Annotated in this window: 13 protein-coding genes and 1 tRNA gene; 7 read left to right on the forward strand and 7 right to left on the reverse strand. The window is 43.7% G+C overall.

Annotation, left to right across the window (positions count from 1 at the left end; genetic code table 11):
* The first annotated feature begins 33 nt into the window (after positions 1 to 33).
* Positions 34 to 1,392: a valine--pyruvate transaminase gene (locus tag B3Q63_RS10690; protein WP_296176484.1), complete on the forward strand. Its 1,359-nt coding sequence runs from the start codon at positions 34 to 36 to the stop codon at positions 1,390 to 1,392.
* A 46-nt stretch (positions 1,393 to 1,438) separates the two neighbouring features.
* Here the strand turns inward: B3Q63_RS10690 and B3Q63_RS10695 are convergent, their stop codons facing one another.
* From B3Q63_RS10695 to hisB, 3 genes are all read right to left on the reverse strand, one after another.
* Positions 1,439 to 1,831 (reverse strand): hypothetical protein, encoded by a 393-nt coding sequence (locus B3Q63_RS10695; protein WP_296176487.1) that lies wholly within the window; start codon positions 1,829 to 1,831, stop codon positions 1,439 to 1,441.
* 183 nt (positions 1,832 to 2,014) lie between these two features.
* Positions 2,015 to 2,659, reverse strand: coding sequence for an imidazole glycerol phosphate synthase subunit HisH (gene hisH, locus B3Q63_RS10700; RefSeq protein ID WP_201625652.1), 645 nt, complete (start codon positions 2,657 to 2,659; stop codon positions 2,015 to 2,017).
* A complete protein-coding gene (hisB, locus tag B3Q63_RS10705; protein WP_296176492.1) occupies positions 2,660 to 3,334 on the reverse strand; it encodes an imidazoleglycerol-phosphate dehydratase HisB in 675 nt (224 codons plus the stop codon).
* 386 nt (positions 3,335 to 3,720) lie between these two features.
* On the opposite strand from hisB, the gene B3Q63_RS10710 reads away from it, so the two are divergent.
* From B3Q63_RS10710 to B3Q63_RS10725, 4 genes are all read left to right on the forward strand, one after another.
* Entirely contained in the window at positions 3,721 to 4,143 is a 423-nt protein-coding gene (locus B3Q63_RS10710) for a hypothetical protein (RefSeq protein WP_296176494.1), read from the forward strand.
* A gap of 122 nt (positions 4,144 to 4,265) precedes the next feature.
* Positions 4,266 to 4,341: transfer RNA gene (locus tag B3Q63_RS10715), tRNA-Phe, on the forward strand.
* A 195-nt stretch (positions 4,342 to 4,536) separates the two neighbouring features.
* Complete coding sequence (locus B3Q63_RS10720; protein ID WP_296176496.1) at positions 4,537 to 5,037, forward strand: DUF4385 domain-containing protein; 501 nt, start codon at positions 4,537 to 4,539, stop codon at positions 5,035 to 5,037.
* 101 nt (positions 5,038 to 5,138) lie between these two features.
* Positions 5,139 to 5,816, forward strand: a complete 678-nt coding sequence (locus B3Q63_RS10725) for a phosphoglycolate phosphatase (protein WP_296176499.1) — start codon at positions 5,139 to 5,141, stop codon at positions 5,814 to 5,816.
* Positions 5,817 to 5,860: 44 nt separating this feature from the next.
* Here B3Q63_RS10725 and B3Q63_RS10730 read toward each other — a convergent pair whose 3' ends face one another.
* Complete coding sequence (locus tag B3Q63_RS10730) at positions 5,861 to 7,438, reverse strand: YifB family Mg chelatase-like AAA ATPase (RefSeq protein WP_296176501.1); 1,578 nt, start codon at positions 7,436 to 7,438, stop codon at positions 5,861 to 5,863.
* A 380-nt stretch (positions 7,439 to 7,818) separates the two neighbouring features.
* On the opposite strand from B3Q63_RS10730, the gene B3Q63_RS10735 reads away from it, so the two are divergent.
* Both B3Q63_RS10735 and hemN read left to right on the forward strand, forming a co-directional pair.
* Entirely contained in the window at positions 7,819 to 10,314 is a 2,496-nt protein-coding gene (locus B3Q63_RS10735; RefSeq protein ID WP_296176503.1) for a penicillin acylase family protein, read from the forward strand.
* Between the two features lie 183 nt (positions 10,315 to 10,497).
* Positions 10,498 to 12,042 carry an oxygen-independent coproporphyrinogen III oxidase gene (gene hemN, locus B3Q63_RS10740; protein WP_296176506.1) on the forward strand — a complete coding sequence of 515 codons (1,545 nt, stop codon included), beginning with the start codon at positions 10,498 to 10,500 and terminating at the stop codon, positions 12,040 to 12,042.
* A 144-nt stretch (positions 12,043 to 12,186) separates the two neighbouring features.
* Here the strand turns inward: hemN and B3Q63_RS10745 are convergent, their stop codons facing one another.
* The 3 genes from B3Q63_RS10745 to B3Q63_RS10755 all read right to left on the reverse strand — a co-directional run bounded on the left by B3Q63_RS10745 (position 12,187) and on the right by B3Q63_RS10755 (position 15,134).
* The gene (locus B3Q63_RS10745; protein ID WP_296176508.1) at positions 12,187 to 13,563 is read right to left on the reverse strand and encodes an esterase-like activity of phytase family protein; all 1,377 of its coding nucleotides are present in this window, start codon (positions 13,561 to 13,563) and stop codon (positions 12,187 to 12,189) included.
* Between the two features lie 200 nt (positions 13,564 to 13,763).
* Positions 13,764 to 14,624 carry an SPFH domain-containing protein gene (locus B3Q63_RS10750; RefSeq protein WP_201563875.1) on the reverse strand — a complete coding sequence of 287 codons (861 nt, stop codon included), beginning with the start codon at positions 14,622 to 14,624 and terminating at the stop codon, positions 13,764 to 13,766.
* Between the two features lie 21 nt (positions 14,625 to 14,645).
* The gene (locus B3Q63_RS10755; protein ID WP_281490691.1) at positions 14,646 to 15,134 is read right to left on the reverse strand and encodes an NfeD family protein; all 489 of its coding nucleotides are present in this window, start codon (positions 15,132 to 15,134) and stop codon (positions 14,646 to 14,648) included.
* Between the last annotated feature and the right edge of the window lie 118 nt (positions 15,135 to 15,252).

Below are 15,252 nucleotides of genomic sequence, written 5' to 3' on the forward strand. Positions count from 1 at the left end.
CTCATAAACCACTCAAAAAAGTACGGTAACCTTATGAAATTCTCAAAGTTCGGTCAAAAATTTACCCAGCCAACTGGCATCTCGCAATTGATGGATGACTTGGGCGATGCGCTAAAAAGCGATCAGCCTCTCAATATGCTGGGCGGTGGTAATCCTGCCAAGATTGATGCCGTTAATGAGCTGTTTTTAGAGACTTATAAAGCGCTTGGTAATGATAACGATGCAGGCGAAACCAATAGTAGCGCGATTATTAGTATGGCAAATTACTCCAATCCGCAGGGTGATGCTGCCTTTATCGATGCGTTGGTCGGCTTCTTTAACCGTCATTATGATTGGAATCTAACCTCAGAAAATATCGCTTTGACCAATGGTTCGCAGAATGCTTTTTTCTATTTGTTTAATTTATTTGGTGGGGCCTTCAGTGATAATAAGCTTGATGAGCACAGCCAAGATAAAGAAAGCCAGTCTATCGATAAATCAATTCTACTGCCATTAACCCCTGAATATATTGGCTATAGTGATGTGCATGTCGAAGGTCAACATTTCGCAGCCGTGTTGCCGCATATCGATGAAGTGACTCATGATGGCGAAGCAGGTTTCTTCAAATATCGTGTGGATTTTGAGGCGTTAGAGAACTTGCCAGCGCTAAAAGAAGGTCGCATTGGCGCGATTTGCTGTTCGCGTCCGACCAATCCAACGGGCAATGTGTTGACCGATGAGGAAATGGCGCATTTATCTGAGATTGCCAAGCGTTATGAGATACCGCTGATTATCGATAACGCCTACGGTATGCCCTTCCCTAACATTATCTACTCTGACGCGCATCTAAACTGGGATAACAATACGATTCTTTGCTTTAGCCTGTCTAAAATTGGCTTGCCCGGTATGCGTACCGGCATTATCGTGGCCGATGCTAAAGTGATTGAAGCAGTCAGCGCGATGAATGCGGTGGTCAATCTAGCACCGACCCGCTTTGGCGCAGCGATTGCCACGCCATTGGTTAACGATGACCGTATCAAACAGTTAGCTGATAATGAGATTAAACCTTTTTATCAAAAGCAAGCCACGTTAGCAGTAAAGCTTTTGAAAAAAGCTTTGGGTGATTATCCGTTAATGATTCATAAGCCTGAGGGCGCGATATTTTTATGGTTGTGGTTTAAAGACTTGCCAATTAGCACGCTTGAGCTATACGAGCGCCTTAAAGAAAAAGGCACATTGATTGTACCAAGTGAATATTTCTTCCCTGGTGTCGATGTCAGTAATTATCAGCATGCCCATGAATGTATCCGTATGAGTATCGCCGCTGACGAACAGACCTTAACGGATGGTATTAAAGTCATTGGTGAAGTGGTGCGCGAGCTGTATGATGAGGCTAATAGTCAGAACTATTAAAGTTGTTATTAAGCAAAGTATTAATGATAGAAATAAAAAAACGGACTTATGAATAGTCCGTTTTTTTCTGCCTTTTAATCATAGGTTTGACGGTATTGATTGATTGAAACGTCTTTGTCCATACGGTAAAGCCATAGATTATATAAGAAAGCAGACAGGTATTAATCAAATCATGAATACTGGCTTTTAGCTCCGTGCTGCCTATCGCTGTGATACCCAGCTCAGTAATCGTCTGGCGATTATCCAAATATTCGCCCAATAAGGCGATGGCGGTCACCATAATCAAAGCGATAAACGCCCTGACGCTGTATTTTTTAAAAATTGGACGTAGCAAGATTAAACTTAATAGGTACACGCTGATGCCCACATACATATGTAAGGCGTCTTTGTCTAACCCTGTGGCAGCCACAACACCGTTTTTGAAGAGATAAAAATCCACGATTTTATTCCGCGTATAAGAGATAGAAGATAGCTGAGTATAAATAAAAAAAACAACTAAGTATAAATTAAAAATAAAAAAGGTAGATTATGCATTTGCTAACCTACCTTCCTGTTTAATCGAAGCTGTTTAATCGAAACTGTTTAATCGAAACGGACCAATCAAACATTTAAAGCATACTGGTTAAATATTCCAATCGACAAAGTTCTTTAATAGCTGTAAGCCCGCGGTGTGGCTTTTTTCTGGATGGAATTGGGTGGCAAATAAATTGTCTTGCAAAATACTGGCACAAAACGGCTGACCATAATCACAAACGGCCGCCACTTGCGAGCTGTCAGCAGGCGCGCAATAATAACTATGTACAAAGTAAAAATGCGCATTGTCCTCGATGCCATTCCACAATGGATGCTCGAAATCCATACCGTTAATAGTATTCCAGCCCATGTGCGGCACTTTAATGGTCGCCCCTTGCTCATCCTTCCACGTCGGGTCAAACGCTTCTACATTGCCATCTAAGATGCCCAAACATTTTGTACCACCATTCTCAGCGGACTGCTCAAACAACGCCTGCATGCCAACACAGATGGCCATAACAGGCTTATTAAATATCGCCTGACGTATGACCTCGTCAATACCTGCATCTTGCATGCCAGCAATACAATCACGCATCGCACCGACACCGGGGAAGAAAATCTTATCAGCCGCCGCGACCACTTTTGGGTCATTGGTAATAGAGACTTCCGCGCCTACCGCTGACAATGCCTTGCTGGCCGAGTGCAGATTCCCCATGCCATAATCTAATAATGCTATTTTTGTGGCTCGACTCATCTAAAAAGCCTCTTTGGTCGATGGCAAAGTATTCAGCGCACGCTCATCATATTCGCAAGCCATACGTAGCGCACGAGCAAACGCTTTAAACGTAGATTCGATCTGGTGATGGCTGTTTTTGCCTTTAAGGTTATCCAAATGCACCGTCATCCATGAATGGTTGACGAAGCCATAGAAGAACTCGCTAAATAAATCGACATCGAAGTTACCAACATGCGAGCGGGTAAAAGGAATGTCCATATGTAAACCGGGACGGCCTGATAAATCAACAACTGCGCGCGTTAGTGACTCATCGAGTGGCGCGTAAAAGTGCCCATAACGACGGATACCCTTTTTATCGCCCAATGCTTTATTGAATGCTTGCCCAAGTGTAATACCCGTATCTTCGACACTATGGTGATCATCAATAAAGGTGTCGCCGGTACATTTGATGTCTAAGTCAAACAAACCATGACGCTTGATTTGATCAATCATATGGTCTAGAAATGGCACGCCAGTATCTACAGTTCCTTGTCCCGTTCCATCAAGATTGACGGTGCAAGTCACTTGCGTTTCAGCAGTATTACGCTCAACGGTGGCGGTGCGGGCTGGGCGACCATGTAAATTTAGATTGGCAGATTGGTTTTGCTCAGTTGCATCGGCGGTATCGGTTGTCGTCGTAGAATTGGCAGTCATGGCTACTCTCTATAAATGAAAAGCGGTCAATAAAATAGGGCGAAAAAGCGCCCAAGTCATTCTTACTAGCGTCTAAAGCAAATGATAAAACAATGAATAAAAAATATAAAAAGCTAAGCTAAAAATGGGTTTAATGCTTATTCAAAAGCTTATGCATAAAAGCCAAAGTATTAGCTTTTATGCATAAAAAGCATCGTCTATCTTCATCATAGCAAACCCTAGCATTTACTGCCACGACCAAGCAGTAAACCACGCACAAAATCCTGTCATTCTGCTAAAATAGTGAGTTCAGTATTATCAATCATGAACCGCACCGACTCTACAATGCTACACTCGATGCCACGCTGTATCACCTTATAGCAACCGATTATTTATAGGAACCGATTATGCCTTTAGAAGCAATCGCCATCAACAGCTTGGATGCGCCACTGATTAAAAAACCTGCGCGTGAAAACGAACTATCCGAGCGCCTGCATGCCTTATATGACAGCGATGAGAACCAGCCAAGTGGCACAGAAGTACTAAATCTCGTTGAGCAAGGGTTTAAGCGTGGTCAAACCCTGTATGTCGGTATGTTTAATGACAAGCCTATCGCCGCGGTTGCCTGCTTTGATGATGGACAAACGGATGCCAAGCGCTTGCAATATCTCACGGTACACACCCAAAATCGAGGTCGCGCTATCGATGCTAAATTTATCAAACTGGTCTATGATGCCGAAGTGAAAAAAGGCGTCCGTGAGTTTGTCCCAGTCGATGCCGATATCCATCGTATCATGAGCGAGTATGAGCTACTGCGCGTTAAGGATTAAATGTGAGGTTAAAAGCTTGAATTTGGCTTATATTTGACTATTTGTGCCTTTTTATCGCATATTATGCAAAAACCACTTGACAGTAACGCCGATATTTAGTTTAATAGCGCCTCAACGAAGACGGCTCGATAGCTCAGTCGGTAGAGCAACGGATTGAAAATCCGTGTGTCGGCAGTTCGAACCTGCCTCGAGCCACCATTCGTTTAAGAATTCTAAAAAGCCCCGAATATTTATGTTTGGGGCTTTTTTTATGCTTAAAATTTGATAAACATTACAGGGATACCTATCAATAACATCTGATACCCACACTAATACATAACATTTTTAGGCTGTTTTTGAAGTGCAAATCCTCTCTATACTAAAACAACCAATTAGCTGCAATAGGTAGAAGCCATGAGAGAGTTTGATTATGATTTAGATTATAAAAATCTAGACTTACGCGCGCAGCCTGAGCTGTATCGTGTCGGTCGCGGTGAGCAAGGGGTGTTATTGGTCGAACCTTATAAGTCCGAAATCCTGCCGCACTGGCGCTTTGCGACGCCTGATATCGCGCTTAAGAGTAGCGAGATTATTTATCAGATGTTTTTAGATTATTTAGCAGCTGATGACTTTGTTGGTGCGGATATGGCGCGCAAATTTATTCAAATGGGTTATACCCGCGCCCGCCGCTATGCCAATCATAAAGGCGGCAAAAAGTACAAGGGACCAGTGCCCGATGATAAAAAAGGCCAAAGCGGTGCGCATGGACGCGAAGAATTACCACGGCAAATTGAAGACCCTATCAAAGCAGAATCTGCGCGTATTTTTAAACAAAAATGGGATGAGTGCCGTAAAAACGAAACCTATCTAAAGATGAAAGCGGCACACCGTGAGCGCTATAAAGAGGTTAAATAATCGAGCAAAAATGCGCTTTGCATGCGCTTTAATGGCTTCTTATGCTATGGTTAAAACATGAATGTAAGAAACAGACGTAATAACCCGAAAGGCGAGAAATAATGGATAAGCAGCTTTTAATTTTTGACTTTGATGGCACATTGATTGATAGCGTACCAGATTTGGCTGATGCGACGAACGCCATGCTAACCACGCTTGGTAAAAAAACCTACTCTCTCGACATCATCCGCAATTGGGTTGGCAATGGTTCAAGAATGCTGGTCGAACGCGCGTTGGTGGGTAAAATAGAAGTACTAGAAGGTGAGTTAACGGTCGAGGAAGCGGATCACGCCGAGCAAGTATTTTTTGATGCTTATAAAAATATTAGTGGCAGCAAAACCGTCGCTTATCCAAATGTCGATAGCGGACTAAAAAAGCTCAAAGCCGCGGGCTATACGCTGGCATTAGTGACCAATAAACCGATTCGTTTTGTCCCTAAGATATTGCAATCCTTTGGTTGGCAGGATTTATTTTCTGAAGTACTGGGTGGAGATAGTCTACCCCATAAAAAGCCTGACCCCGCGCCGCTATTGCATGTCTGTGAGGCGTTAAATGTGACTCCAGCACAGGCGGTGATGATTGGTGATTCTAGAAACGATATATTAGCCGGACAAAATGCCAATATAGACACCCTTGGACTGTCTTATGGTTATAACTACGGGCAAGATATTCGCGAGCTCAATCCTATCGCAGCATTTGATGACTTTGCGGCATTGGTTAAATACCTTTTAAAAAAGTAGATTATAAATAATTGAACTTTAAGAATAATTGAACATCACGCAAGCTACTTACTACGATAACTCAGCGCCTCTGATACATGAGCGCTGGTAATATCAGTACTATCCGCTAAATCAGCAATGGTACGCGCGACGCGTAATACACGATGATAGCCACGGGCAGATAGATTAAGACGTTGCTGAGCGAGCTGTAATAACTGCTGCTCGCCCTCTCCTAGCTGAATATATTTGTCTATCTCGCTGGGACTCAGCTCGTTATTAACCTTTTTTTGGCGTTTTAATTGCTGCTTATGGGCAGCAGCGACCCGAATTCGCACTTGTGCCGAGGTTTCACCAGCTTGAGCATTTTGCAAATCAGCTATTGGCAGTGCTGGCACGGTAATATGCAAATCAATGCGATCAAGCAGTGGCCCTGATAGCTTATCTTGATAGCGCTTAATTTGCTCCGGTCGGCAGCGACATCGTCCTGATCCGTCGCCATCATAGCCACACGGACAAGGATTCATCGCCGCCACCAGTTGAAAATTTGCGGGAAAAGTAAGCTGTGAGTTTGCACGGCTAATGGTGATTTGCTTTGCTTCCAACGGCTGACGTAACACTTCTAACACCGTACGGTCAAACTCTGGTAATTCGTCCAAAAATAATACGCCCTTATTGGCAAGGGTAATCTCGCCAGGTTTGGGACGAGAACCACCACCGACCAAAGCAACAGCTGATATGGTATGGTGGACTTGGCGAAATGGCCGCGTACCATAATCATAGTCGCTGTCTGCTACTGAATAGGTACTGGCAACTTCTAATGCATCCTCATCACTCAAATCAGGCAAGATAGTCGGTAGGCGTGACGCCATCAAGGTCTTACCCGAACCGGGTGGCCCGGTAAATAATAGTGAATGACCACCGGCGGCAGCAATCTCTAACGCCCGCCTAGCATGATGCTGACCTTTTACATCCGCCAAATCTACCTGATAACCAATATGCTGCTGCGCCGGACTGGGCGTGACTATCTCCAGTCTCTCGGTGGTTACGCTTGGGTCAGCTAACGATTGTAAGTGGTCACAAACCGCTTTTAGGCTTTGAGCGCCTAATATCTCGACGCCTTCAACACGGCTGGCTTCCGCGCCATTATCAATCGGTACTATTAATTGACGTAATTGCCGTAATTGACGTATTTGCTGGAACTGGCACGGCGCTTGTTCGTCAGCTATTGCAGACTTTGCCACTAGTGACTCTGCTTTCATTGCCCGTGCAACCGCCAAGCTACCACTTACCTGCCGCAACTCACCATTGAGCGCCAGCTCGCCGATAAACTCAAACCCTGACAGTACTTCTGGCTCAAGTTGCCCGCTTGCCGCTAAAATACCAATAGCAATCGGCAAATCTAGCCTTGCGCCATCTTTTGGTAAGTCTGCTGGTGCTAAATTAATCGTCAGACGGCGATTAGGGAATTGAAAGCCCGAATTTAGAATCGCCGAGCGCACCCTATCTTTACTTTCACGTACGGCAGCAGCGGGCAAACCGACAATGGTCAGCGCTGGCAAGCCTTGTGATAAATGCACCTCGATGATGACCTGCGGGGCATGCAGTCCAACGACTGAGCGCGTATAGACTTGGGCAAACGACATGAGCGTTTCCTAATATAGATATTTATCGATAATAGAGTATTATTAATCAGTGCGCAAATGTCGTGTTTTATTATTTATCAATCTGTTTAAACAGTATTGTTCCCAGCCTATTATTTAAATAGATAAAGATTATTTCTGCCTAGCTTTGAGCCAAATATCAGCCATTAAATACGTTGGTTTATTCGCTAGTATAGAGGTTTGAAAGTGTTATATGATTGATAAATGCTTTTTAATTTATCTTATCTATCATCACGCATAATAAATGCAATATAAGGCATAAAAAAGCATATCAATAAAAGGAATTTATTGATATATAAAGCTTGATGGTGGTTTTTGTCGACGCTTTATAAAATCGTAATTAACCATGGATGGGTAAGCTTATGAGCATAAATATGCTGAATCGGCGTGTACACACACTCACGCTATTAACGATGGCAGTCTCGTTGGGATTGTTTGGTTGTTCGGATAACGATAATTTTAATGGCAATATAGATAACGATGACAGCTATGCGGCGGATATCCAGCGCACTGAGTTTGGGATACCGCACATCACTGCCAAGAGCTATAAAGGCTTGGGTTATGGCGTCGGCTATGCCTTTGCTGAAGACAATATCTGCTCACTGGCGCGCGAAATCGTAATCGCTAAGGGCGAGAGTATGCGTTATCTGGGTGATAAAGGCGATGTCGATAGTGATGTCTTTTATACCTGGTATAACTCAGACGCTAAGCGTAAACAGTTTTTGGATGCACAAGAGCCTGAGGTTTTGGATGCGGTAGCAGGCTATGCTGCGGGCTATAGTCGCTATTTACGTGATAAAGGTGTCGACAATATCGATCCTGACTGTGCTGGTGCTGAATGGGTTCGCGAAATCACGACCGATGATTTGCTAGCGCTTTACGGCAAGGCCAATTTGCGCGGTGGTCTATCAAACTTTGTCACGCCTATCGCCACTGCGGCGCCTTCAGTCGAAAAAGGTATCATGGGTAGCTCTCGAATGCGTACGCTTTCTATAGAGCCAGAGAACGACTTATCGCCAGAGTCGGCAGCGGATTTGGCCTCAGGCTTTGATTTTGATATGAAAACCATCAATGTGACTGATGGCGGCAGTAACGCCTATGCTTTTGGTAGTGAAGTCACTGGCACCAAAAGCGGTATCCTTTATGGCAATCCCCATGAGCCTTGGGATGGTCTACAGCGCTTTTATGAGTTCCATTTGACGATGCCAGGCGAGCTTGATGTCATGGGAGCAGGACAGCAAGGACAGCCTTTCCCCAATATTGGCTTTAATAAAGACGTCGCTTGGAGCCATACGGTTTCTACCGCCAAACGTTTTACCCTGTATCAGCTCAGCTTAGTAGACGGCGACCCAATGAAGTACAACTATACCAATAGTGCAGGCGTCGTTGAGCAACGTGATATTAAAAAGGATGACGTCACCATCCAACTGCCAGATAATAAGACGCTGGTAAGATCGGTTTATTCGTCACATTTTGGTCCTATGATAGCCGTCAATCAAGTCAATGGCTTACTGCCACCTTGGGGCGCGAACAATATCGCCTTTACTATCCGTGATGCCGCCGCAGAAAACGCCCGCTCATTAAACCAATGGCGCAGCATGAATAAAGCCACCAGTGTCGAGGATTTGGTCGATAAAATGCAAGATATGGTTGGGCTAGGATTTGTTAATACCATTGCCACCGACCGCTATGGTAAAGCGCTTTATGCTGATATCTCAACCGTGCCGCATGTCACCGCAGATAAATTAAATAGCTGTACGGCTGGTAAGCCTTATTTACAAGCCATCGTGAGTTTTGGTCTACCAGCATTGGATGGTAGCAAGGCTGATTGCGAATGGGGTAATGATGCCGATTCCCCGCAAGCAGGTATTTTTGGACGCTCAAATCTGCCTTTCTTAATTCGTGATGACTATGTGCTTAACTCAAACGATACTTATTGGTTGAGCAACTTAGATGAGCCTTTAACAGGGTTTTCACCGCTGCTACGTCGTCGTTTAACGCCATTCCCTAGTGCAACTAGCCCAGAGGGCGTGCCACTTTCTCTGCGTACACGCATGGCATTTCAGCAAGTTTTAGACCGTCTTGATAACTCAGATGGCTTGGGTGACACTACCTTTACCTTAAACAATATGCAAGACGTCGTTTATAGCAATCGTAGCTATGCTGCCGAGTTGGTTCTCGATGATGTTTTAGCAGATTGTAACGCCAACGCTATGTTACCTCTGACGGGTGGCGGAACTATCGATGCCAAACAAGCTTGTAGCATCCTGAGTAATTGGGATCGTCGCAACAATATCGACAGCCGAGGCGCTCATGTGTTTAGAGAGTTTTGGAGCAAGGCTGGTGTTAGCGAATACACAAATACCGCATTTGAAGTGCCATTTAACGAGGCAGACCCTATCAATACGCCTCGCGAGCTGAAAATTACGCCACAAACTCGCCAAGCTTTGGGCGATGCGATTGCCTATTTCCAAAATAAAGGCATAGCGCTTGATGCCAGCTTAGGTGAGCTACAATATGTGCTAGATGCGGGCAAGAATAATCAGCGTATCCCTATGCATGGTGGTTATGGTAGCGAAGGTATCTTTAACGCTGCCCGAGGTGAAGGAGTTAATGAGGTTGGTAATTATATTATTAATAATGGGCCAACCTACATGCAAGCGGTGACTTTTGATGCTAAAGGTCCTGTCGTAGAGGCGCTGCTTGCCTATTCACAAGCAGGGGATAGTACGCGCCCTTATCATCGCGATCAGACGCATCGTTATTCAGCTAAAGAGTGGATTCGTGTGCCTTTTAGCAGCAGCGAAATCTCCCAAAAAGCCGTTGGTGAAGTGATTAAATTAAGGGAAGAGTCATAGCCAAATCGTTAAGCATTATAAAAAAGACTTTAGGTCAATCCTGAGGTCTTTTTTTATTCCAGATAACAATACAACTTTATGGGTATATACGAAAACTTGCCATCCATGCCACTATAACCAATGATTTGTTATACTGCTTATTACTTAAATGGCGATTTATACAGTTAAACCGAGGAATCTCGCATGTCAGAACCATCCGATATCAATAGCGACCAAAAGTCTTTTGCTCATGCCGACGAGCAGCCTACTACTGCACGCCCTGTGGTTGAGATGCCCAATCCCTATGCCAGTACCCGTGGCAGCATCACCAGTAAGCAGCTGCCAGCATTCGATGAAGAGATTATTAATAAATACAATCGTTCTGGGCCGCGCTATACCTCCTACCCGACCGCTTTAGAATTTTCACCGATGCCAGCAGGACTCGAGACTAAGATTCTACAAGAGCGCGAAGTCCATGCGCCCTTATCGCTGTATTTTCATATTCCGTTTTGTCGGCACCTTTGCTATTACTGTGCTTGTAATAAAATCATCACCAAAAAAAATAGCGATGCTGGTGATTACTTAGAATATTTGATGGCGGAAATTAAGCATAAACGTAGCTTATTACAAACACCAAAAGACGGCAAAAAACCACTGGTCAAACAGCTGCATTTTGGTGGTGGTACGCCAACCTTTTTACAAGATAATGAATTGGTACAACTGTGGGAGTTTTTGCAAACCCAGTTTGAATTTTTGCCAGAAGACCAAGGCGATTACTCTATTGAAATCGACCCGCGCGAGCTGGGAGACGAGACATTAACAGTACTACGTAACTTGGGTTTTAACCGCGTAAGTTTGGGCGTACAAGACTTAGATGAAAAAGTACAAATTGCCGTCAACCGTATAAATTCTGCTGAATTGATTGAAAATGTGCTTGCTGAGGCACGCGCGCTGGGCTTCCATTCTATCAACGTCGACCTGATTTACGGCTTACCGCATCAAACGCCTGAAACTTTGGATACAACGGTACGCCGCATTATTGAGATGGCACCCGATCGCTTATCGGTATTTAACTATGCCCATCTGCCTGAGCGTTTTAAATCTCAACGCCAGATTAAAGAAGTAGACTTACCGACGCCAGCCGCCAAGCTTACGATGCTCGGCAATACCATCAATACCTTAACCGAAGCCGGTTATCAATATATTGGTATTGACCATTTTGCCAAACCTGATGATGAGCTTGCCATCGCCCAGCGCGAAGGCAAATTACATCGAAATTTTCAGGGTTATACCATCATGGGCGATTGTGATTTATTGGGTTTTGGGGTGTCGTCAATCAGTCAAATCTCTAATGCTAATAGCAGCTATATCTTACAAAACCACACCGATTTGCAGGTATATAAAGATAATATCGACGCAGCACGTAATAATCCAACCGTCATGCCCGCGGTCAATGTGATTAAGACCTCGATTAAAGATCGCTTACGTGAATACGTGATTATGAATTTATTGTGTCACGATTATATGGATTTTAGAGACATCAATCAGAAATTTGGTATCGACGCCATTACCTACTTTATTAATGAAATCCAACAGTTGGGTGAGATGCAACAGGATCGCTTGATTGATATGGATGCTGCTGGTATTCGCGTATTACCCAGAGGTCGTTTATTAGGTCGCAACGTTGCTATGGTATTTGATGAATACCTTGAGAAAAAACATAAAAACCGCTTCTCCAAGGTCATCTAAAATACACTGAGTCAATATTTAACAATAAAAAAGACCTCACTTGTATGAGGTCTTTTTTATTGTCTGTAGTAAGAATAAGTAGTTAAGAATAGGTGGTTAAGAATAGGTGGTTAAGAATAAATAATTACGAAAAATCACGCTACTCTATTCAGTCGGCATCACGATATATAAGCGATTGGCATCTTCAATGGTTTTATCTTTATCGAAATACTTTTGCTCAACCGTGCTTTTTGGGTTGATGACCTCTGAATCAGTCATGGCGAAATCATCATCATTGAGTAAACCCAATGAGCCATCTTGCCGTAACCATAAGCCTTCAAGCTTATCATGCGGATAATCTAAAGTAGCTAACACATCGACAACCAAAGTTTTTTTAACAGGTATGATGTTTATCTCTTCAAGCATTTGCCAGTTTTTTTCGTCTACTGCAATCAACTGCTCAAGCGTTTGTCCATTGATGGTCAAACCAAGCCTATCGTCCTGTTTAATAGTTTTATTATCTAAAATAGTTTCAATATCTGTTGCTTGCGCGATATCAATTTTATAAATGAGTTTTTGTGCTGACTTATCTTGGAGTGGAAATTTGCGATCATGCTCAATCAAATAAAACTCATGACTACTCACGGCCACGATACCAGAAGTCACGTGCTCCGCTTTATCTAATCGATATAAATACTGCGCTATTTGCCCCGAAACCAAATTTATCGTTACCATACGCACCAAAGAAGACAAACGCCCTGACTTATCAGGATTGTCCATAGAGGACTCCATGATACCGACCAGTGTCGTTTGGTCTGGCGTCATCGTCAATGCTTCCATACCGCGATTGGCACGACGCTTGGTAAATTCTGGCGGTAACAGAATCTGCTTACCATTGATAATTACATTATTACGCTCATCACTAGCAAAAGCATTGATACGCGCAATCTCTACCCCATTGGCATCATAATGCACAAGGTGTGGACCATATTCATCACTGACCCAAAAACTGCCATCTGTGAGCGCCGCTAGCCCTTCAGGATCTAAACCATTAATATCGGTCTTAATAGGATTGGTCACCGCATCAAAAGGCAAATTTGGATTAACGGTCATCGGCTGCCCATCGATATCATAAGGTACTTCATTGGTGCCGCCCAGTGCCTTTGGATTCGGCAACCCAGAGATGGGATTGCCTTGCCTGTCTTTCAGCAGCAGCTCTTTTACTTTGATAATTTTGCCGTCAGCTTGCAATTCAAACAACCCAATAGACGGCGTATAATTTGGCACGAGAAACTGCTTACCCTTACCAGCAACCCCATCAAAGTCTGCATTAGGACCACGATCGGTAAGGGCATAAAATTGATTGGCATTGGTTGGATGTGCCGCCGCATCTGAACCGTAGCCACCACCGCGAATCTCTAACTTCTGCTCAGGATAAGCGGCATTAATATGCGTCGCATCAAGTACGGTATAAGGCAATAGGCTGCCTTGCGCAAATTCATTTATAGCAATAATTACAGCATTTATATCTTTCGTGGTCATTATTATTTTCCTTATACATTTATTTTATAGGCGTATTTTTATTATTAAACAACAAGAACATCGTACGCTAAAAAACCAATGACATGATTACGGACAAATTAAAGTTAAAAAAATAGCCAGCACGTAAAACGCTCACTGACTATTTTTACTCGTTGGCTACTTTTAAGAGTTATTTTTATAACAGCTTAAAACATGCTTGATTAAACCTTAAGCTTATCGCCAACCATACCTTTAATAGTGCTTAAAATATCAGCGGGTAATACCACCATTTTCGCGTTATCCGATTCTGCTAACTGGCGAATCGACTTAATATATTGCTCACCCAATAGGTATACAATCGGCATTTCTTCTTTGCCCATCGCCGCGGTAATAAGGCGAATAGACTCTTCTGAACCTTTCGCCAATACCACTTGCGCTTCAGCATCACGGCGTGAGGCTTCCAAACGACCATCAGCCTCTAAGATAGCCGCTTGCTTTTGACCATCAGCACGGGTCACGGTCGCACGACGTAAACGCTCTGCCGCCGCCTGTTCTTCCATTGACGCTTGCATGGTCTGAGAAGGGTTAATATCTTGGATTTCTACGGTTTTTAGGGTAATACCCCAATCAGCAATATCTTCTGAGATGGCGTGTTTTAGCTTGGTTTTGATTTCATCACGGCTTGATAAAGCGCTGTCCAAATCCATCTCACCAATGATTGAGCGCAAAGACGTCTGTACCAAATTACGAATACCATACTCATAATCTTCGATACCATAAACGGCTTTATCAGGACGGACAATATTAATATAAGCAACGGCGTTGGCGATAATCACCACGTTATCTCGGGTAATAACCTCTTGTGAGGGAATATCAAGCACGATGTCTTTGGTTGTGACTTTATAAGCGACATTATCGACATAAGGAATAATAATATTGAGTCCCGGCTCTAGGGTTTGGCTATACTTACCCAGTCTCTGCACCACCCATTTATAGCCTTGTGGAACAATGCGCACCCCTTTAAATACTGTAAATACCACCAATGCAATCAATACCACCATCACAATACTAAAACTTTCCATGTTCCACCCCTATTATTCTGCTTAACTATTTTTATTAATGACCGCTTGCGATGTCATCGTACTGACAATCAGCTCATTACCGACGATATCTGTTACCACCACCCGATCACCAACCGCTACTTGCTCGCCTCTGGTACGGCACATCCATTCGGCAGCACCAACGATAGGCACGCTAAAACGTACCATACCAGCTCTCTCAGGTTGCGGCGCGACGATAATCATACCAGTCTCACCGATAATCACACTGCCACCTAATCCCGCTTTGGTGCGATCGACAGACAAGGGTTTGATAAATTTAAACCACGCTACTAAAAAGATAGCCGAAAGTACCAACCAAATAATGATTTGGACGGAGACAGGGATAGGTATTAACCATAAGAGGGCGGCAACGATAATAGCGGCTGCCCCAAACCAAAGGCTGGCAAACGTCGGTACAAACATCTCGACGATCAGCAGCACAAAGCCTAATACGAGCCAGTGCCAAGGTTCAATCATCCAAAGCATTTCCATTATTATCATATTCCCTATTCTTGCCATTCTAGCTTTCAATGTAGCACATTTTGTTATCAAACAGCGCCTTAAAAGTTATACGCATAAAAAAACGACCACCGAAGTGATCGTTTTTTTA

It is taken from the genome of Psychrobacter sp. UBA2769 (assembly GCF_002352555.1).
Taxonomy (GTDB): domain Bacteria; phylum Pseudomonadota; class Gammaproteobacteria; order Pseudomonadales; family Moraxellaceae; genus Psychrobacter; species Psychrobacter maritimus.